Here is a 21,215-nt window from a genome sequence, read left to right as displayed (position 1 = left end):
TATGAAGATCGGATTTATTTTAGGGGCGCTGCTGGCCACATGGCTGACTCTGAATTACCCGGACCTGATGAGAGAGTATTTCAACAAAGTGGTTACGTATATGGAAAGCGTGACAACATTCATTACTAAATAGTGAGCGTGCCGGTGAAGAAGCTAAAAAAGTTACTTTTGGAAATTTTGGTTGCTGTCATGCTGTCATTTTCCCTGCCTGCAATGACCATGGCCGCAGATACCGGCGTCCCGGGAGCAATGTGCCAGTCAGCTGGTGTGTGGCAGGGACTAATCAAAAATATCTGCTGGAGTTGCATCTTCCCGATGCGGATCATGGGAATTGGTGCGGCACCTGAAGGTGCCGCACCCTCACGCCCCGGCTGCTATTGCACAGACCAAAATGGGATACCAGAAATCGGATGGCAGTTAAGTTTTTTCCAGCCAGTTAAAATCGTAGAAGTAGTGAAAAGCCCATGGTGCAGCCCATTTTTGGAGGGAACCATGTTGCAAAAATCACAGTTCGATATTGGCAAGAGCAATACTAACCAGCCTATGACTGCTACAGAAGCCGGATTCTACGACGTACATCTCTGGGAATTCCCGATCATGACAATGTTGAAATTGCTGATAATCGGTGAATGTACAGCAGAACCTTATATTGATGCCAGTCTGACGTATATCAGCGAAGTTGATCCAATGTGGGAAAGTGATCTGTTGACGCTCGTGCTGAACCCCGAAGCTGTGGTATTTGCAAACCCTATTGCCTCAATGGTATGTGCTGCTGACTGCGTGGCAGTGACTGCCGGAAAGGATAATTTGGCTGCCTATTTTTGTGCCGGTTGTGATGGTAACTTGTACCCGCTTACAGGGCACGTCTATGCGAATGATGATGCCGTCAGAACCAGTTCCCTTATTACACAACGACTACTAACTAAGTTACATCGGCAAGGAATGCTAATGAGAACAATGGGAGCAGATGCAATGTGTGAGAAAACATGGGAATACTTCACTCCTCGTTCACAATATAGACTTTCAATGCTTTACCCAACGCCAGAAGCTAAAGGGCCTGATTGCTGCCATAGGCTTGGTGACTCCGTACATGATTGGTCAACGCTGAAAGGTGGACGAAAGAAAATAGGCATAGATAATTATGTCTATATGCTATGGAGATATAATGACTGTTGCGTGCGTTTTAATCCCGGCGCTTAATTGCAGGAGGCTTTTAATATGAAAACTAGGAAATTAATTGCTTCAACAATTATTGCGTCTATGCTCGCAAATACTATGAGTTGGGCATTTTACGTTTCGCTCATTAACATGGTTATGACACCAAAAATATACGCAGCTGATGCGATATTTGATCAGTTGGAAAACAATTTTGACCTTGCGAACCCCAACGCAAATCGAAATGCAACAACAAGTGCTCAGGATATTGTAGAGAAGTACAAGAATGCTGATTCCGGGGAAAACCTGAGCGGAAAAATATCAGATAAATATGTAGGTAAAGCAGATTCAATAAACTTAGACGTTGGGAAGTACGGGGCGCTGAACTCAAACGAAAGTGTTATGAGTAATGCTGCATCTGACGGCAAGTCGATCGGTAAGACCGTACAGTTACCGAGCATGACGGGCGGTACGATCAACTCTAATTATACGAAAGAGGGGGCAAAGTTACTTTCCAGAGACAGTAGCGGTAACATTGGTATAAGTAACAACACGAATACAACGGCAGGAACCAAAACCAGTACAGGAGAGCTATTCAGCTCAGAGCAGAAGCACAGTGATATTCAGTTTAATTCCGGTGGCCGGTATGGAGATGAGGATGGATTCATCAATGACATCAAAAATCGAAAAAGTCAGCTGTTTGAAGCGCAGAGTTACGATGGGGTTGCCTACCGTACACTGGTGAATGCAAATAAAGACAACCCAGCATCTAATATTAAACCTAACGACCCTATGTTCAATGCTGGCCGAAATGAAATTGGTAATGCTGTAGCCGGTACAGGCAACTGGCTACAGAGTTGCAATACGGAAACAAAAAAACAAACTATTACTACACACTATCCAGATTATAAAGAGTTTTACTGCAACTCACCCAAGAAAGATAACTTTAATAGTTGCACAATAACTCGTGATTTTTCCGTACCTGTTTATATCTCAGGTGGTAATGGTGATATGTCTATGTGCGGGGATAATTGTGTGAGGGTCTGGTTCGGCAGAAGAGACGACAACTATTGGAACGATGGAGTATATGACAACTCATTAACCTTAAAATTTCATCCTGATGCAAAGCTTGCAACTGCGAAAATAATTAATGCAGAGTGGGATGATCATATGAGGGTCACGCTTGATGGAACGCAGATTTTTGCTCACATAGATGGAGAATATAGAAGTAGCAATTATCCATCACCACAAGGGCCATGGGAGCTGAAAAAATCATGGAAGCTTGACAAAGTCTACGATATTACCGACCAGGTAAGAAACTCTGTATATCAGGAGGTGGACCGTGAAGTGACAATGGCGTCACGCGTTTGGGTAGGTGGCGGTGGGGAAGGCTATTTTGAAGTTGAGCTGACTTTTGAAAATATGAAGCTGGAGGATAAACATATACAGGAACCCGCAGGTTGTTTTGATGCAGTACAAACGCCGAATTCATTCTGTCGGTTTGACCGGTTTGTGAACATGGATGTCGGTACAAAGCGGCTCCCGGAAACTGTGCTTAAAATGGCCACACCGCTTTATAAAGGCGATACCGGGTTCTTAACCTGGAAAACAAACCTTGAAGGTTACTTCTGTGATCCCCTGGCGAAGGAAAAGCTGTGCTCATATGATGCGAAGGGAAACATCATGAAAGACGCCGCAGGAAAAGACCTCTGCTACAACTACGACGACATTAAAAATATGCCTGACGCTTGCGGCACATATAAAAATGATGCTGCGTGTGTGCTCGATACACAGACTTGTGCAGAAGGTTGGTTCGATGAAGGCACAAATACATGCTACATGTATGAGCAGAAATATACGTGTGACAGAGGTAAGGACGTCGTCAGAGAGGTAGAGTCACAGACTAACGCCTGTGTAGGTATGATCCCATGTTCTGGTGGAACATGCGAAACCGGCCCAAAAGAGGAAAACAATGATTTTGGGAAAGTGGCCGCGTACTCAAACATGGTTCAGTACATGCAGGGTGAGGCAAAATGCGAAGATCCCAACGACCCTAATTCCTGCTCCGTCTTTGAGGGGAAAGCAGAATGGTGCGGCAGGTCCGTTGGTTTTGTGAACGGGCTGGCCAAAACAGATTGCTGCGAACAGCCACAGGGTACCGCTGGCTCACTAGAGGCGATTATGCTGGCTGGGTCGATGATCCGAAACACGAACTGGACACGAGTGAATGCTCAGCTGGTAAGCTGGACCGGTGGGGAGAGTGGAACCTGGGCTTCAATGGCTAACTCGGTTGGTGAATGGACAGCATCGGCAGGTAAAACTGTTGGTCAGATGTGGAACAATGTCACCAGTTCGCTAACCAGCGTCTACGAAAATGTGGCCGGTAACCTTGGGCGAACAGTAGGTTCATCCACTGCTGGTGGAAGTGGTCAACTTGCTAAGGAGACAATGAGCTCTTTCGGGCTTGGTACCCTTAAGAAGATGGCCATGGAAAAAGCATATGACTTGCTTCCCGATACAGTAAGGGACTTCGTTTTTAAAAATGTAGCGACAACGGGTGGCGAAGTAGTCTTTTCAGCAGCAATTCAAAACTTTATGCTTGCATTAAATGTCATTGGCTGGATTTATACCGCATATCAAATAACAAAAATGTTGCTTGAAATGCTTGTGGCCTGTGATCAAAAAGAAATGGAAGCGTCTATTCATAAAAATCAGAAATCCTGTTTCACACTGGATACTGAACGCTGTGTTAAATATCTCAATATGGGATTTACAAAGAAGTGTGTTAAAAAAGCAACAGACATGTGCTGCTACAATTCAATGTTATCTCGCGTGATTATGCAGCAGGCGTATCCTCAACTTGGAATAGATCCGGTTGCTTCGAGTTGCGTTGGATTATCAATTAGTCAAATACAGAGATTAGATTTTGATAAGATCGATTTAACTGAATGGATTAACGATGCCGTCCAGGTCGGAGAAGTTCCTGATCAGTACGCTACATTCTCCGAGTCATCGATAACAGAAAATTTGCCATTTAAAAATGAAAATTACCAACTTCCATCCCAAAGAACGAAAGAATCAATGGGTGGTGAGGATAATATGATAAAAGCTAGACAGGAAAATAATCAGGCAATTAAAGAGGAGAATGTGGACTGTAGCTATCTACCACGGCCCGCGATTTGTGAAGTTGGGTCAACTTATGTAGACCCAATTACTGGGAAGGAATTACCAAAATACTAAATGTAGGGGCTGTAAAGCCCCTTTATTTTTATTTTGCTTTAAGAGTTTTTTCAGGGAAACCCTTCTGACCATATTCTCCTGCGAAAAGATAATAATCTTTACCGTTAATAGATGCAGCAACGCCACCTGGGGTAGTGAATTTTGGACTGTCAGAACGGAAAATAATACCTGAGAAGTTAGTACTAGATTCATTGCCTTTAAATGGAATGAATACGTAACGAACTACTGAATAATCACCGGCAGGTAGATTAAGTTGAGGGATTTCAGATCCAGACGCTGGGCGAATAACCTGGAAGCTGTACATGGACTTAGTCGGCATTACGTCGGCAGCTGGCTTTGAAGGGAGGTCGCAGGTACTCCATTTATTCATCACTGCCATATCAATCTTGCATGAAGCCAGAGCCGCACTTTGCTTCGAAGGATTGAACCCGAGTGCCACCTGTGACTCTTTGGTGTGATTATAAACATATGCAGCACCGGCACGTACTAAGCTTTCATCGTTATAAGGAAGTTTTTTAGGGTTCGGGACAAAGACGACGTATTGGTTAACCTGGATATATTCAGCGTCAGAGGAGCTGTACATTGATCCCAAACTCATAATACTTAATCCACTGAGCCCTCCTGTAACATAGCCCATAGAGCCACTAATTAGCAGTTTGGAAAGCAAGTTATCTGCATCGCCACCCGGCTGGACTGTTTCTTCATTAAAAGTAACGTCAAAACCGGCCAAAGAGTAAGCATTTTTGGCTACCGAGTCTTTAGAATTAGCATGCCAGTAGAGCCCATGAGTGTCGCTGTGCTGTGCAGAATTCGGGGTTTTACCAGCATCCCGGGCACAACCAACCAGCGATGCACTGGCAACAAAAGCAGAAACCAGAGATACAAAACGTTTAGTTTTCATTTGAGACCCTTCTTTGAATGATTTTTTTGTCTAGAAGCATTATTTCATACTCGTCAGTTTCTCAAACAACCAAAATGCAGAAAAAATGAAAAAATGTGAAGCGAACAAAAACCAGCCTTGTAAAGAAAAATCCCTCTAAATTAAATCGTATAATCAGTGGGACTAAATATTCAGAGGCTTTTATGGGTAAACCAACAGATGAGCAAAGGGTCATCATTGAAAATGCAAACGCAAATAATATGGTTATTGCAGCACCAGGGTCTGGGAAGTCATTTACGATGATCGAGGCTGTGATCTCAATCCTCAGGCAGTTCCCATATGCCAAGGTTGGAATGGTCACATTTACTCGCGCTGCAACAAATTCATTGGCTGAAAAGCTGAAAAGTCGGTTAAGTAAAAAAGACCAGGATAGGGTGCTGGTAAATACTTTCCACGGCTTTATCCGGATGCAACTGGACATGGTCAACTGGAAGGGCAAGATGCTGATTAGCTCGGCACAGCGTTCTGTAATTCATCGTGCGTTAAAGGAGTCAGGCGCGCCTTTCCGTTACCCGGAAGCTGAATTTGCTATTGATGCGATTGGAAGGGAAATGGATACAGACATCATTTCAGTTCGCCATACGCGTCAACAAATCCACTTGTTCAACACATACCAGGCAATATGTCAGAAAGACCACGTAGCTGACTTAAATGCACTCTCACGTTTTGTCGTGGGCCAGATGCACTCAGGAAAAATGCAGCCACTAAATTTGACGCATTTAGTTGTAGATGAGGTGCAAGACACCGACTCGATTCAGTATGCCTGGATCGCACTACATACAAGGGGTGGTGTTAACACGAGCATCGTAGGGGATGATGATCAGGCAATCTATTCTTTCAGGGCCTCCGGCGGGGTAAAAATATTCCAGCAATTTGAAAAACAATTCAGGCCAAACATATTTTATCTAAATACCTGTTTCAGGTGTGAACCAGAAATTCTTAAGGTTGCAGGGGCATTGATTGAAAAAAATGTTTACAGATACGTTAAGGATCTGCGTTCAGCTAAAAGTGGTGGTGGAAAAGTTAATTTCCGCTCATATGTTGATATGGATGAACAGATTCAAGGCATCCTCAATCTAATTAACCAAGACCCAAATGGCTGGGCAATCCTTAGCAGAGGTAATGCACATCTTGATCAGCTTGAAAGCCTCATAGAGCAGCCGGTTCTTCGTTATGGAGGCAAGTCCTTTTGGGATGAGAAAGAGACGAGCGACGTACTGCATCTGATGGCTTTCTTTCGGCAGTCCAACGATGTTCGATTAATGAAGAGGGTGCTGGCGCTTTTCGGTGAAAATGAAGAAGTTTTGGATCAAACAGCATTTAGCATGAAAGGGAGAAAAGTAACTTTTGGTGAACTGAGCATCCCAGATGCAAGTTCCCTGGAAACAAGAACACTTCACTCAAACTTCACCCGGTTTACACAGGAGACTCGGGATAAAGTTGAAATCGAAAAGCGCTTCGCAAATCTGATTAAATGGATGGAATTGTCATCAATAAAAATGAGGACTCAGAAAGGTTCACCTTCACTGACACGAATTGCGTTAGATACCTGTAAGCAATGGGCTGAGAAAAATGGCTGGCAAAACATGATAAATCGAGCTGCGGCGATGTGTTTGGGGCCTAAAAAGAAGGATGAGGAATATACGCCGGATAAAGTAGTTTTATCGACATTGCATGGTTCGAAGGGGCTAGAATGGAAAAAAGTCATTATTATGAGTTGCAATGCTGACCAGATCCCAAGCAAGAGATCAGTGGGGCAGGAAGCGATTGAAGAAGAGAGAAGACTTCTATTTGTAGGATTTACACGAGCAGAACAACAGCTGCATGTAATGTGGTACGGTGATCCGTCCTTCTTTTTAAGCGAATGCGCCGAAGAAAAATTGAAAGAGGCAGCGAATATGAGAATAGAATCAAATTTAACAGAAGAATTTTCCAATCAGTATTTACAATAATGACTCTATGTTGTATAAGAATATTGAGCTTTGTATTATCGCTCCCACATTTCAAGTAACTGACAAAAGTTACTTTGCGCATTAAGCGCGGATTCAGCCGTGAAAAGCGGCCAGCTTACTTAAGCTGCAAGGCACCACCGGCAAAATGTCACCTTTGTCGCTGGTGCCTTTCCTATGCCCGTAAAAAGGCAAACCGAATTTACCAAATCGTAACTAATTTAGCTCTTGATTGAGCTATTTTCGTTGCGTACTTCTAATGCCAGAAAGTATAAATCAGGCGGTTCATAGCTTACGGGAGATGAATGACAGGCTTTGCCTTTGTGTTGGAATATTCCATTATTCCTTCCTTCTTACTATATATAGGTGACCCCAAATGTCTAAAAGCAAAGCACGCAGTAAAGCCCTTCTTCTGGCCTTCGCCGATCTGATTCCGGATATGGACAAGGCAGTTAACAAGAAGTTATTGGAATCTCTGATTATTTACTCAGGGCATGATAATGACCTTATTGTTATTTTGAATGAAGACGGACCAACTATAATTGAACTGAACTCTTTAAAATCGGTTTCTATGCTGGCCCAAAAGCTTTCAGCTTTTTCAACTTATTATCATGTAGAAATGCAGCAAATTCATGTCAATCCAATTGACTTTGAGAAGGCTTATAAGCTACTCAAAGAAGCACCTGCAATTCCCATGTTTAAAACTTTAGCTGAACTGGATAAGTTTTTAAATGAAGAGTTTGAAAAGTATGGGTTGAACACATTCCTTGATGTGGATGACCTAGATTATTCACTCGATAAATCCAGAGAGTTAAAAAATGATCAGTTGATTGCCTGGGTTTCTGAAATTATTGTGAAGCGCGATAAATTAGCATTGCGTAATCGCTTTAATGAAGTGACAAAGGCACATTATGAAACTGTAGATGCATTGTATGCAGCCGTCCGTCCCTTAATGAAAGAATTAGGTTTTCCTGATGAACTCATGCTACATACCTTTAGTGAATTGAGCGTTTTCGATTCCAAAGGCTGGGACCATGCTATCAAATCTAAAATTGAATTTCTCACAAAACGAGAAGCGCAATATTTAGATGACAAAATGAAGGCAGAAAAACGGCAGTTAACAATTGATGAACTTTTGACTCAAGTCAATAGCGCTAAAACAGCTAAAGAACCAAGACCTTTTGGTCAGACGTTTTGTTTTGCTGTTCTTGGCATGATGTCATTGATGTTCATTGTAAATAAATTTATTTAATCCTGTTAAGGGGGAACCCTGACAGGGCTTCTCTTTGATTAAAATGAGGAGAGAAGAAATGTCACATCTTGAATATGTTAATGAAGTTAAAGTGTCCGGGATAGTTATCAGTGCAATGGAGAAAGAAATGACTGACGGTAACGTTGGGTTATTAATAAAGCTCAAAAACAGAATGAAGACTGAAATTAATGGTGAAATCGCTGAGAGAGAATTTTCTATTCAAATCAAAGTGTCACCAGAAATGTATTCAGGCTGTTTCACTGGTATAAATCAAGGTGATGAGTTAATGGTCTCCGGTTATCTTGTTGTGGATATTGTCACGTTGGAAGGGAGAGAGCACCCTCTTGACTACATGAGAGTCGTTGCAACAAGTAAGTTAGCTCACATACCTAAACCCCCCAAGGGTTTTGGGCAAAGTAGCTTTAGACAGATCTGACATTTAAACCACCCTAAAGGGGAGAAATCCCTTCATGGGAGATCTCCCTTTGGAGGCCCCATGAAACAAAAAATTAGCTCGACATCATTTATTGGTAAACAAATGGATTTTTTCTCTATATTCGATTTTGAAGAAGAGGAAAATGAAATAATACCCATAGTTGAGTCTCCGCTTGAATATATAAATAATGCAATAGCCCAAAAGCAAAGCATGCAATCAGAAGAAAAACATTCTGGCCCGGAACTGGTGCCTCATGTGTCGGATGATGTTGCATTGCTAGGTCATTGTTCCAAATTACTCAACAATCAAATTCTGCATGGAATTAGTTTTGCTTCTGAAACTGATTATCTCTTCACTTTAGAAGAATACAATGCAGAATTAGGTGGTCTGGTTATCGACTGGGCTCCTGAAGATGTATATCAGTTATACGTCGTCGCAATGGAAGAGTCGTTGGAAAACGTTAAATATCTTGTCTTTACAAAATCACTCTATACAACTGATGAATTCGGAAATATCAAAGTGAATCCGCTTCTTGAAGCAGAAACACGTTGGTATATGTCGCAGTCATTTGAGCTTACATGTGCCACTCATGGTATAGATGCTATTGAGTTTAGGTCAGAGCTTAAAAAAAGCTTGTATGAATACACGCACAGTTTTGAAAGTGAAAATGTTAAATTATCTCAATATCATCAGGATAAAGAGATTATTTTGCATGATTGTAAGGAAGATATGGGATGGGATATCTTTTTCGACCGTGACTATTTATTGGCAGAAAATAAACTGGCAGTAAAATGGACTGATCGGGATATAATGGATGTCTATTCTAAAGCATTTAAATCAACAATTAATTTGTTTGAAAAACTTGTCGTAAATAACAAGTTAACATTAAGGGATACATCAGGTTGGGTTATCGTAAACCCTACATTTGAGCGCCAGTTCGAATGGATTGAATCTGAAGTATTCGAAATTGTAGGGACTCATCTTGGTTACAACGTTGATGCTATCAGAAAACAGATGGTTACAGCGTGTAAGATGACCTTCAACTAATATGCCACTGGCAAACATCTGCCAGCGGGCGGTGTTTGCATTTTACCGGAGTTTTAAAAATGACTAACGCCGCAACTATATTAGAAACCGAAAATTCATTACTGGAAGAAAATATTGGTAATCTGTTACCCGCAAATGTTATATCTACAAAAGCATATGCGAATAAGGAACAATATTACCTGGTTAAGGCCAAAGATTTGTTTGGTATTCCTGAAATGTCCGAGGATATGATAGTTCCAGTATTTAAACGTTTATCTCCACATCGTGCAAACCTGAATAAGGATTATATACCGAATGCTCGTATACTTGAGCAAGTAGTACAATTGCTCGTAAGTAACGATATAGATTTAAGTGTATGCCTGAAAGGGGAGTCTGGTTCTGGTAAGACTGAAATGGCAATGTACATTAGCCATATGCTGAATTGGCCGCTAACCATAAAGCAAATCAACAGTAATATTCGTGCTGATGAACTTGAAGGTGAGCGTAGTCTCATTAACGGAAACACCAGTTTTGTGCCCAGCGAGCTTGTAACGGCGTTTCAGGAAGGCCACCTCATTCTTCTGGATGAAGTGGACAAGATTGACCCTGATACCGCCGCGAAGCTGCATATGCCTATAGAGCGTAAGCCCTGGTCACTAGCCGCCAACGGTGGCGAAGTGGTTAATGCCAATAAGTTTACGCGGTTTATGGGTACAGCAAACACAAACATGAGTGGGGGATCTCGTAAGTTCGTTTCATCACAGCGGCAGGATGCAGCGTTTATTAAACGCTTCCTGATTGTGGAGATGGAAAGGCCTTCAGAGGTTGCATTAACCAACGTTTTGCTTAAACGCTACAATAGCCTGCCTATGCTGGTAATTGAAAAATTCGTTTCGGTAGCCGTTGCAGTAAACAACATAGGAACTGAAGACAGTGTAATGGATATTCGTCAGCTTGTGGCATGGGTTGGAACGTCGATGACGTTAAAGACCATGTCCTTACTGGATACGTTTAAAATTGCTTTTGCGTCGGCTCTGCCTGCACATGCCAGTGGTATGGTGCTGGAAGCCATCGATTTAAAACTCGGTGACGATAAGAACCGTACAATGGAGTATTACACTGCAAAAAAGTAGTTATAGATGGGACGAGTTATCAGAAGGCTGAATGCCTTGTGACAGACTTTGCTCATCTTTCGTTTTACGGTTTTTTGAGTGCAGACGGGGATGAAACTTTCGCGATTGCACAGGAAGGAAATCAATATATAGGTCTTAAGCAGCACAATAATGACTATTCATTTATTTGTTATCAAGATTGTGACAAAGATATGGAAGCCATGATTAAGGGCCTTGAATCAAAAGGATTCATGTATCAAGGAAGTATTCAATCGACGTCTGTCGAGAGTGAATTTCCTGGAATTCTTTTAACAACACTTGAGAAGTAATAATCTTAACCCTATCGGGAAATCTTTCCCGACAGGGAGGTTTTCCCATTTTTTTAATCTGGAGAAAACCTATGACTTTCAATACTTCTAAACTTAATAAAGTTTCCGCTAAGCAAATCTGTGATAACTTTGTAAAAGCACATCCTGATTTGTTGGAAGGTGCTGTTATAACAAAAATCGAAATCAGTGGTTGTCAGGGCTCTCGGCGTACCGATAAAATCGAACTGTCCTATGGCGGCGATGATATAACGGACCAGAAGAGCGTGTCTAAAAGTGAAGTTCGCTGGATAGACATAAAGGCACTGAGTTTCAAAAGCACTATCACTAGTCGAATTTCAACACTCTGTTCACGGTTGTGTATCCGCTATAGCAATATGTGGATTTTGCCTGTCGAAAGAATGGAGGAGTTTCTGGAAGAGGCACAAGAAATTGAACGTGAATTTCAAGCCGGTATCCAGAATGTGGTTGATAACTATGACACTCATATTCAGGCTGAGAAAGATCGCAGTCCGTTGATGTCAGATTTAATCGACCAGTTGAAATTAACGAAAGATGATTTTATTAAATCATTCCGGTTTAATCTGGCGCATTTCATTCCGTTTTCACCGATTAGTGTGGAGGGGGATGAAACACAGGACTTTTATCAGGAACAACTGATAATCGATTTGGCCGATGAAGCTATGAAGGTTTATGCAAAAATCAGTAAAAATGATAATTTGCGTTCCAGCACGATTGACCGATTAAAACAGATGCAAGATAAAATCATTAGCTTTATGTTCATTCATAAAGAGGCGGTTGTTCTTGCAGAAGCTATCAAGCACGTCATGAATAATTTACCCAAAGGCGCCATTTCTTCTCCCCGTGATGTTGCGGTGTTAAAGCAATGGTTCTATTTCATGAGTGATGCGTCAATGCTGAAACGTATTATTTCTGGTGAGCAGAAAGTAACAGATTGGCTGGATTCCATTACCCGGTCATTCAATATTGATTCACAGGATAATACGGCTAACTCTCAGAATGCTTTTGAGGATGATGTTTTTTCTTCAGCAAATGTGTTCAGAGAAGATCCGCTTGAAGAAGTTGAGAAAAACGCAGTAACTGCACCTTTGTCTGCTGTTGTCCCTGAAGAAGATGTTTCCCTTCAGGCCAGTGGTAGTAATAGTGCTTTTAACAGCGAACTCGAACTGAACGGCTGGTGATTTAGTCTTGTAAAAATAACCCCAGATGGGTACTTCACCATCTGGGTGAGTACCCTTTATTAATTAAAGGTACTCAAATGAAATTTGATTTGAAATCTTCACCCCGCCATATTCAACGCCTGACGAATATAGCCAGCGTGATAAGCGGTATAAGTGGTCTTAATGTTGTAATAGACAATAAGGTACATACACCTTATTTCAACAGCGAAAAGAACGTTTGTGTATTACCTAATGGTGATTATAGCGATGAGAAATTCGTCAAGCTAATTGAAGGGTTTATATGTCATGAAGCTGGACACGGTCGCTATACAGAACATGAAGTATACCGTGAAGCTTTTGTTGGGGAACTGATTAATGCAGATGGCTTCATCAGTATAGATGATAAGCTGAACGCTGAATTTCAAACCCTTAAACAAAAGAAAATCGCATATGCCCGGGCTTACCGTCTACATGGACTTATTAATCTCTTTGATGATGTCCAGATGGAAGAGAAAACGGGTATTAACTATCAGGAGGCAAAAAAGCGCCTCGCGGTAAGTTATGCCTTGATGGTTGAAGCTGGGCGAATGACGGTTGATGTTTCTTCAAGCCCTCAAAACCCTGTTCAGTTTATTGAAATGTTCCTGCTTAATACATTGCGGGTTAACGTTCTCCAGCAAGAAGGGCATAAAGAAACGCTTGATCCATTTTTCGATTATGCAAAGAAAATCCTTGAGCCTGTAATTTTAGAAGTTGATGAGATTATTCATCAGGCTCTAAGTTGCAAAAGTACGCAAAATTGCGATTCTCTGGCGCGTAAAACCTTGGCTCTTTTAGAGCGTTTACGGGATGAAGCCAAAGAGAAACAGCAAGAAGAGGATCAGAATAAAGACCCGCAAAACGACACAGACAATTCATCTGGCTCTGAGAATGAACCTGATTCCGAAACCAATGGTGACAACCAGGGTGAAGGGGATGGAGATTCCGAAGAGCAAGACGATGATGCTGGTAATGGTAAAGCACCTATGGAAGATAATGAGCCGTCAGAGCAATCTAAAGGGGATGAAGAAAGTGCTGAGAGCGGTAACGGTGAACCTGATGGAGAGCCCGAAACCGATGAATCGGCTAACCCTGACTCGTATGATGCTGACGGAACTCCTTCCCAAATCGACAGTTCCAATGGAAATCCTTCCGATGGGGAAAGTAACTTTTCTCCTGAGCAGTGGAGTATCCTTGCCAAATTGCTGGATGATTTTCTTAACAGCGATGAGGAAAGTGAAGATTTTCATGAGGCTCTTGCAAATGAAATCTCCGTAATTGCTGCCAGTGTGTCGGATGAGGTTAAAGCTGAATTTGGTGCAAATGAGTGGGATCTTCCAGATTTGCTTATTGATCTGAATGTCTACAATGAAGCATTAAATATCAGTCAGACTCTTGGGGCAGACTTATCTGTTTTACAGCAGGTAAAAATGCGTGGTCAATTTAAAACCCGTGATAGAGGCTTGTCATTCGACATTAATCGATTGATCCAGTCTCCGATGGGTGTGAGGGATGTATTCCGGTCGCAAAGCGAATCTAAAAACCGGGGCCACGTCGGCTTGGTTATTGTTCGTGATATTTCAGGTTCTATGATTCTGGATCACCGTTATATCCACGCAATTAAGACTGACCTTGCATTAACTTTGGCGATTGAAGCTAATTCAAAAATGCACGTTGCTAATGTGATTTATCCGTTTGTCGACAAAGACTTTGAAGTTATCAAAACGTTTGATGAAAACGCGGAAGAGACGCTTTCAAAATTTTCACTCGGCTGTAAAGGGAATAATACCCCAACGGGTTCCGCCTTAATGGCTGCTGTAGAATTGTTACTTGAAAGCCAGTTTGACAGGAAAATTGTTTTCCTTATTACTGATGGTTATCCGACAGAGTCTGATTACACCATTAGTGATGTTCTTACGGTAGCTGAAAGTAACGGTATTGAAATCGCTGGTGTAGGCATTAAAACTGATGAGTTAATTGGTTTTGATGAGGGCACCTTCGTAAATGTTGATGATATTTCTTTACTGCCGAATGTGGTCAGTAAATTAGTACATCAAATTCTATCTAATTAACTCTACCCAATCGGGGCAAAATGACGCCCGGTTGGGTCGTTTTGCTCCCTGAAGGATTAAGGAGCAATATATGACTCAGATAAAGACTTACCGTGTCGAGTATGAAAAAGTCGGGATGATGCATCGTGTCCGTATTTTTGGTCGCATGGGTGAAGTTGTCAAAAGTGAATTGCCAAAAGAAGTAATTCTCCGGGATGTATCTATACCGGAGGGTAATGTAAAAATGGCAACATCAATGGTTGATGGTTTTATCCAGCGTCTTGAAAATAATGGCTTCAAGTCTGAAGCGTAATTGTTAAGGGCCATTATGGCCCTTATTCTTAGATTCTGCGTTGTGGGTTTCTCCCTGTTTTCTGCATCGCAGAGGGCATTGAGAAACCCACAATGCCAGATAAGAGAGAACAAAATGACTTATGCATCACCGGCTGTTAAGCGTACACCACATGAAGTATCTGAGCACTTTATTAAAATGGTTCACGCTCGTGTTGCGGAAGCCTCTGGCTGGCGCTATGTATTCGATAGAATACCGGCATTTAAAGATGCTTGTGATAAAGCACCTAGCCAGGTTCCTTGCCCCTTCACCGGGGACGGGAAATCAAAGTTCCGTTTCCGAAAAAAAGACCTCTATACCGGTTGTGCTATTCACAATGATTTCCCTGTGAATGCATTTTGTGACGGTATTGATGTGCTGGCAGAGTATTACAAGTTGAGCAAAACCCAGACTTGTAAGAAGATCTTGACTGATTTCTTTGGTATGGATCTGTACGCTCCGTTAACTGATGCGGATCTCGAAAGTGAACGGCGTTATAAATCAACAGTTCGTGCAACCGAAACGCTTGATAGCGATGAAGTTGAAAAACGGCTGCGTAAACTTGAAGTGTTATATCACTATACAGGTGAAATCAAGCCAGGGAGTCCTGTGGGCATGTATCTCCGAAATCGTGGTCTTAAACGAATTCTGAGTAATCTGCCTAAGGATCTTGGTCTGAACAACCGACTTTACTATATGGATAAGTCACTAGAGAAACCGTCAACTTACCCGGGAATGATCGCAATTTATCGTGATACACGGGGACGTCCTCTGACAATCCATAGAACGTTCGTAGAGAAAAATGGTGATAAGGCTCGGGTAGAGAATCCGAAACTGATGATGAAACCGCCTGCCGATATGACCGGCGGCTCAATTCAGCTGTACGACCCACACTACAACTCAGGTACCCGTACCTGGACGTTAGGTGTGGCTGAAGGCATAGAAAACGCGCTGTCAGTAACTGAAGCGACTTCAACACCGTGTTGGGCTGCGAGCTCTGCCTGGTGTCTTGAAAACGTTGAAGTGCCGGATAGTCTACTGCCTCCTCCGGATGTGAAAGAAATACAGTTTTACGTCTGGGCGGATAAGGATGTTGTGAATTCAAGAGGCGCTTGCCCGGGTATGGAGTCAGCAATACGACTTCAGGCCCGAATGGAAGAGTTTTTTGCAAAGCGATATCCCACTTCAGAGCTGACAATTAAAGTCTTTGAACCAGATTTCGATATTCCTGAAGGGACGAAAGGAATCGACTGGAACGAAGTATTGAAATTAACAGGACCTGATGGCTTCCCAGTAAAATGGGCTCCTGAATGTCTTGCTCAGCTTTAAACCCGATAACTCCCCCGCCTTTTTAGGTCGGGGGGGGTTATCTCTTTAGTGTTTAATTTCATAAATACTAAACAGATAATTAGATTTCCTTCGTGAAAATCACCTGTTATTCAGGTTTTTTTTACGGCTGAGATGCTTGCTCAGTTAAATAAATGTGCGGTACATCTGGCTACGGTCGGTTGTATGACGTGGTATATCCATATAACTCAAAACCCCTGACGGGAGTATTACCGTTAGGGTGATGCTCATCGTTTAATATAAGAGAGCATTGTTATGAAAACTGAAAATCAAGACTTATTTAATAAGTTTGCTGCTGTGATTTCATCTCGTATCGTTGAGCAACCATCATCATGCTATTATCTTCATGATAGTGAAGTTGACCTTACGATTTTAAAACACAGCATAATAGATAAGGACAAAAACCTGTTGTATGTAATTCGCCCTTCAGGTACATGTTTGTTACGCTGTGATAAATATTTTTTTCCGAATTACTATCTTACCTGTCGTGGAGATTATAAAGCATTCATTTATGTGCATTTTAATCTTGCTACAGGAAAAGCGGAAGATATCACGTGGCAACAAGCTTTAGAAGTTTTGTCCAAACCGGGAAGGCCCCCATTGAGAGGTTCTCTTGGAAGATTTGATTATTTAAAACTTGTGGTTGATGATCTTCGTACCCGTGGTTATGCCGATTTTCTACCGGCATATAATCTGGATGGACTTCGTCATTTTGCAGTAAAGGATGAGCGACCATCTCTTGTCAGTTATATCGACAATGTCATAGCTCTTTGCGCATAAACATATCACATATTTTAACTACATCCCTGATGGCCAATCCCATCGGGGGGGCCCTCAGCATTTAACCTGGAGGCCTTATGAAATTAGCTACAGATCTTGTCAATGCAGTTCTGATAAAGGATGGTGTTGTACCGGTTTCCATTACTGAGATGCCTGTACAGTCTCTTGTAAATCCTTTGACACAAGTGCATCTCAGCCTGTACCTGAAAACAACGCATTTATCGCGGTTCGTCCCTGACTATGTCGAGACTCTGAAAGATTGTCCGGTATCGTATGATATCGGCCTTGAACTTCAGCAGTGTATCAGCAGTGCTGAATTGCTCTGCGAAGACATGGAATCGCTTGAATTTATCTCTGTATGGATAGAACTCTATACGTGTAATTCAAAGCAACAACGGTTTGAGGAAAGTAACTTTTCTCTTCGTTCCGAAGATATCGAGCTGGCTAAGATGCTAGCTTGTTCCCATGATCTCTTGATTAGCCAGGCTGCTTGTTTCTGGCTTTTATATTTTGATGACTTCATGAGATATGTGCGTAATAGACTCTGTACTTTACTCAGAGAAGTTTTAATACTGATTGCCGGACTGCGGAATGCATTCTTGCACCGTAATGAAGATCAGTTAATTAAGAGAGTGAAGTACGGGAATGAAATGCTGGAGGTAACTCTTAAAGCTATTGCACTATGTTCAATGGACCGGTATCTGAAATCATTTACCTCTTTACGAACAGAAGCGGCAGCTTCGGGTTTTATCAAATGTGTTAAGTCTTATATCAGTACAGGGTGGAGACATGGTTATATAGTCTGTCACTATTATCGAAATGGACAGTCTCTTGGTAAGTCATTACCACTTTTTATAAGTGAGACGTCTGAATACAGTATACAGAAACGAGTAAATCGTCTTATATCTTCCACGATATCAGGGCGAAATAAAGATTTAGGTCTTTCTGATTTCTGATTAACACTACCCATCTGGGGATTACTCCCCTGATGGGCGTAATCCCTTTTTATAACGAGAGGATTACATGAAAATTATCGAGAAAATCATTAATGCATTTCTGATGTCACGCAATCACGCTGTGAAGGTCAGCAATGTTATCTGCTTAACTGGTTGTGACGGTAAATTTACTGGTATACGCTGTGACGCCGATGTTTCATTTGATTTTCTTCATTCGTATGCTAACGCATACAGTTCAATATTTTTAGATATCCCGTTCCCTGGGTTCGAAGACCAGAACATTACGGATTGTGTTAAACGTCAGTTAGATGTAGTGAAAAATAAGCAGAATCGGTCTTTCTTTATTGACCATATTAGATTCCCGGTTACTGTCAAGGAAGGATTCACTCTACAGCGCGGTGGTAGTTACGACGTGACTGATAGTGAATATAACAAGCAACGATTGCTGCATTTAACTCGACATGGACGTTTTGGTGAAGACTATCTCACGTACAAAGAAGGACTGAGTCCCTTCTTTTCATTTGTGAATGTAGAATTACATGAAACTATGAAGGAAGGTATTCGTTTAGCACTTGATGTTTTAAATAAGATAACAACTGACCAACCTGACCGTCTTATAAAGGACTTTAAATATCATGACTGTTACAATAGTTATAATGTTCAAATATTTTGTAAGGGGTTGCCAGTTGATATTCTGGAAACGATGATCGCACCTGACTTTTTGTCATCCGACATGTCTGGTAGTCGTCAGATCATCAAAAATGCACGCCGCTATCTTAAAGGCTTTGCCCACAGTAATCGTGTTTACATGAAGTACGGTTGGCGCTTAGCGGATATCGACACGTCTGATTATGCTAAAGTCATGTCAGATAAAGAAATGCATGCCAGAGATGATCTTAAAATGTTTTGCGGTGTCTTTGTTAAAGAGTGCTTCGCATCCGGAAAAGATGAATACGAAGCCTACCTTCAAGAAAGACAACACGCTATTCGTTACGGGTATTAAAACTTATTTTCAACTTATCTAATCCCTGAGGGAACTCTTCCCTTGGGGAGAATTCCCTCTTAACCGAGGGCAATAAAATGAAAGCTATTTATAAATTAATTGAAGCGATGCTGGTGAAGATGGGTTTTGAAGGTGCTGCGATCCAAAGTGTCAATCTGGAAACCGGAGTCATTCAGAGTCTTGTTGTGAAGGTTGATATTCCAGTCCGGACTTTAAAACCGCATTTAATGCGTTATCTGCGCGACTGGGAGCCTTTATGGGGCCCTGACGTGGATAACCATCCTGTTGCACAATATTGCTCAGGAGCTGCGTTGTTGAAGGCTGGGCCGGTCACTCTTGAAACCTTGCAGTTTGAGGTTTCAGTGTCAGCAGCTCACCTGCGTCTTGTTGATGTTGAGCCAGACTGGCTGAATGAAGGTGTGAACCGTGAAAAACTGGACTATGTCTATTATCGTTCCAGCAATGCAGACAAGGATTTAATCCTTGGTATGGTTGAAAACGGTCACAATTTCATCAGCCATCTTCATGGCCAGTTACGGTCACGCTTATCTCAGGTTCTTCCGCTTATTTTCGCAGTTACAGAAAAGGTTGCGGAAAGTTCAGTTCCACAAGTGTTAACCAGGTTCTTCAGTGTTGACCATCAAATCAATACTCAGATAGTAGTTGAACCGGTACCCGTTTCAGTTGCAGACCAGATAATTTCTGCCAACTGGGATGTGAGTAGTATTTCTGGGGCTGACAAGTTCCTGAACCATGTTAATCGTTACCTGTCGGGTAGGGTGATGAAGCGGCGCATTTACGCTGTTATTGAATCTTGCAACGATGGCCCTTTAACTCTCGACGCGAATCTAGGTTGCTTTACTTCACCTCTTCTCGTCACTGAGTACAAAATGGTTCAATCGCATTCTTCATCGCTGTACAGAAAGGCTATAAATAACTCGCTTAAGCAAATCAATTCGTATGCTCCAGAGCATTCGGATGATCTGCTTTACATGTAATTAATAAATAACCCTAAGGGAAGCTCAATCCCTTTAGGGGATGCTTCCTTTATTCTTTCAAGAGGAAGTAGATATGTTTAATGAAAACGATGATATAAATTTTGTTAGCGCCATGCTTAAAAAACAACTTGGTCTGACAGTAATTCAACAGGATATTAAACTGTTTGATAAGTCTAATTTCTTTGAACAACTCTCATTCAAAGCAGAAGTGGCGACTGATGATTTGTTATTCTATCTTGATTCATATATCGAAGAGTTGATAAAACATAAAGCGCCGTATTCTGAAACCGAAGTTCTCCGGAATAAAATCAAATACCTTTTTAAAGTATATGAAAAGTCTGGGTTTCAGAAAATAACAATTCGTGGTTATCATAATGCGCATAGCACTATGAAATTTTTCGATATAGCAACATCAATATTGGCGGCCTCAGAATCGTTGCCTGAATATGATGAATTTCAGAAAGGTCTCAGAAAGGAAATTTATCAGAATAGAATGAGTGTTGACGGGAAAGTTCTTATTGCCCGGTATGCACTGAAGCAATTTTTCCATTCTGATTTTGGCGACTTTATCTATGAGTTTGAGAAAAAAATAACAGAGTGTCTATTTAATTCTCTTCAGGTTATCAAGTCTGTTAAAAATTCATTTCATAGTTTAGGTCAATATCAATATCACCGTCGTGTAAATCATGAACTGATGTTGCATCTTGAGCTGAACACTGATGAATACCCGGCTTGCATGCCTGATCTTTACATTGGTTTCAATGAGTCTGAAGGCACGACGGGGGCGTATTGCGATGATGAAAAACTCATTCGTCTTTATACCTGCGTAAGTTCCGGACACGATGTGCCGGTTATGATGAACGTTCGTTTCACTGGCAGTGATGGGAGTGTTAAGTGTGAATCCTCGCACGGAACCTTCTCTTCTGTGGGACCTTGTGGCCGAGTACAAATCTGTGACAGAGCAGCGTTGATCCATGAAGCGATTGAAGAGTTTCGGGACGGTGTTTAACCGGTCCTCATTCTCACCTCATCGTAAAAAGTAACTTTGTTCGACTAAATGATTGCGTTCACTTTCCTGTTTAACTGGCAGGAT

General features: G+C 41.7%; 19 protein-coding genes. 18 read left to right on the top strand and 1 reads right to left on the bottom strand.

Annotated features, from left to right (window positions below):
• Position 1: 1 nt before the first annotated feature.
• From NMC31_RS26135 to trhN, 3 genes are read left to right on the top strand one after another with little or no spacing between them, the layout of a single operon-like run.
• Positions 2-133: a hypothetical protein gene (locus NMC31_RS26135; protein ID WP_022652169.1), complete on the top strand. Its 132-nt coding sequence runs from the start codon at positions 2-4 to the stop codon at positions 131-133.
• Between the two features lie 11 nt (positions 134-144).
• Positions 145-1,200, top strand: a complete 1,056-nt coding sequence (trhU, locus tag NMC31_RS14765) for an IncHI-type conjugal transfer protein TrhU (RefSeq protein WP_022652170.1) — start codon at positions 145-147, stop codon at positions 1,198-1,200.
• Positions 1,201-1,218: 18 nt separating this feature from the next.
• Positions 1,219-4,395 carry an IncHI-type conjugal transfer protein TrhN gene (gene trhN / locus NMC31_RS14760; RefSeq protein WP_015063125.1) on the top strand — a complete coding sequence of 1,059 codons (3,177 nt, stop codon included), beginning with the start codon at positions 1,219-1,221 and terminating at the stop codon, positions 4,393-4,395.
• Positions 4,396-4,423: 28 nt separating this feature from the next.
• On the opposite strand, the gene NMC31_RS14755 is transcribed toward trhN, so the two are convergent.
• Entirely contained in the window at positions 4,424-5,296 is an 873-nt protein-coding gene (locus NMC31_RS14755; RefSeq protein ID WP_015063126.1) for a hypothetical protein, read from the bottom strand.
• A gap of 182 nt (positions 5,297-5,478) precedes the next feature.
• Here NMC31_RS14755 and trhI point away from each other — a divergent pair, with 182 nt between their 5' ends.
• The 15 genes from trhI (at position 5,479) to NMC31_RS14680 (ending at position 21,131) form a co-directional block, all read left to right on the top strand.
• The gene (gene trhI, locus NMC31_RS14750; protein ID WP_015063127.1) at positions 5,479-7,287 is read left to right on the top strand and encodes an IncHI-type conjugal transfer helicase TrhI; all 1,809 of its coding nucleotides are present in this window, start codon (positions 5,479-5,481) and stop codon (positions 7,285-7,287) included.
• Between the two features lie 373 nt (positions 7,288-7,660).
• A complete protein-coding gene (locus NMC31_RS14745; protein ID WP_015063128.1) occupies positions 7,661-8,536 on the top strand; it encodes a hypothetical protein in 876 nt (291 codons plus the stop codon).
• Positions 8,537-8,594: 58 nt separating this feature from the next.
• Positions 8,595-8,972, top strand: a complete 378-nt coding sequence (locus NMC31_RS14740) for a hypothetical protein (RefSeq protein ID WP_022652171.1) — start codon at positions 8,595-8,597, stop codon at positions 8,970-8,972.
• Between the two features lie 60 nt (positions 8,973-9,032).
• Positions 9,033-10,019 (top strand): hypothetical protein, encoded by a 987-nt coding sequence (locus tag NMC31_RS14735; protein WP_022652172.1) that lies wholly within the window; start codon positions 9,033-9,035, stop codon positions 10,017-10,019.
• Positions 10,020-10,078: 59 nt separating this feature from the next.
• Positions 10,079-11,131 carry an ATP-binding protein gene (locus tag NMC31_RS14730; RefSeq protein ID WP_022652173.1) on the top strand — a complete coding sequence of 351 codons (1,053 nt, stop codon included), beginning with the start codon at positions 10,079-10,081 and terminating at the stop codon, positions 11,129-11,131.
• A gap of 38 nt (positions 11,132-11,169) precedes the next feature.
• Complete coding sequence (locus tag NMC31_RS14725) at positions 11,170-11,439, top strand: hypothetical protein (protein ID WP_032610391.1); 270 nt, start codon at positions 11,170-11,172, stop codon at positions 11,437-11,439.
• Between the two features lie 71 nt (positions 11,440-11,510).
• Complete coding sequence (locus tag NMC31_RS14720; protein ID WP_015063132.1) at positions 11,511-12,638, top strand: DUF3150 domain-containing protein; 1,128 nt, start codon at positions 11,511-11,513, stop codon at positions 12,636-12,638.
• A gap of 77 nt (positions 12,639-12,715) precedes the next feature.
• On the top strand, positions 12,716-14,728 hold the full coding sequence (locus NMC31_RS14715) for a vWA domain-containing protein (RefSeq protein WP_022652174.1): 2,013 nt from the start codon (positions 12,716-12,718) through the stop codon (positions 14,726-14,728).
• A gap of 70 nt (positions 14,729-14,798) precedes the next feature.
• Complete coding sequence (locus NMC31_RS14710) at positions 14,799-15,020, top strand: hypothetical protein (protein WP_015063134.1); 222 nt, start codon at positions 14,799-14,801, stop codon at positions 15,018-15,020.
• A gap of 114 nt (positions 15,021-15,134) precedes the next feature.
• Positions 15,135-16,367 (top strand): DUF7146 domain-containing protein, encoded by a 1,233-nt coding sequence (locus NMC31_RS14705; RefSeq protein ID WP_032610499.1) that lies wholly within the window; start codon positions 15,135-15,137, stop codon positions 16,365-16,367.
• A gap of 273 nt (positions 16,368-16,640) precedes the next feature.
• Positions 16,641-17,165: a hypothetical protein gene (locus NMC31_RS14700; RefSeq protein ID WP_022652175.1), complete on the top strand. Its 525-nt coding sequence runs from the start codon at positions 16,641-16,643 to the stop codon at positions 17,163-17,165.
• A 77-nt stretch (positions 17,166-17,242) separates the two neighbouring features.
• Positions 17,243-18,121 (top strand): hypothetical protein, encoded by an 879-nt coding sequence (locus tag NMC31_RS14695; protein WP_015063137.1) that lies wholly within the window; start codon positions 17,243-17,245, stop codon positions 18,119-18,121.
• Between the two features lie 67 nt (positions 18,122-18,188).
• Entirely contained in the window at positions 18,189-19,124 is a 936-nt protein-coding gene (locus NMC31_RS14690; protein ID WP_015063138.1) for a hypothetical protein, read from the top strand.
• A gap of 77 nt (positions 19,125-19,201) precedes the next feature.
• Positions 19,202-20,122 carry a hypothetical protein gene (locus NMC31_RS14685; protein ID WP_022652176.1) on the top strand — a complete coding sequence of 307 codons (921 nt, stop codon included), beginning with the start codon at positions 19,202-19,204 and terminating at the stop codon, positions 20,120-20,122.
• A 73-nt stretch (positions 20,123-20,195) separates the two neighbouring features.
• Positions 20,196-21,131 carry a hypothetical protein gene (locus NMC31_RS14680; protein ID WP_022652177.1) on the top strand — a complete coding sequence of 312 codons (936 nt, stop codon included), beginning with the start codon at positions 20,196-20,198 and terminating at the stop codon, positions 21,129-21,131.
• The last annotated feature ends 84 nt before the right edge of the window (positions 21,132-21,215 follow it).

Origin of the sequence: Pseudocitrobacter vendiensis (assembly GCF_943590815.1) — a bacterium.
GTDB classification, from domain to species: Bacteria; Pseudomonadota; Gammaproteobacteria; order Enterobacterales; family Enterobacteriaceae; genus Pseudocitrobacter; species Pseudocitrobacter vendiensis.
Note: the sequence above shows the minus strand (reverse complement) of the source record. Positions and strands in the feature narration are given on the sequence as shown.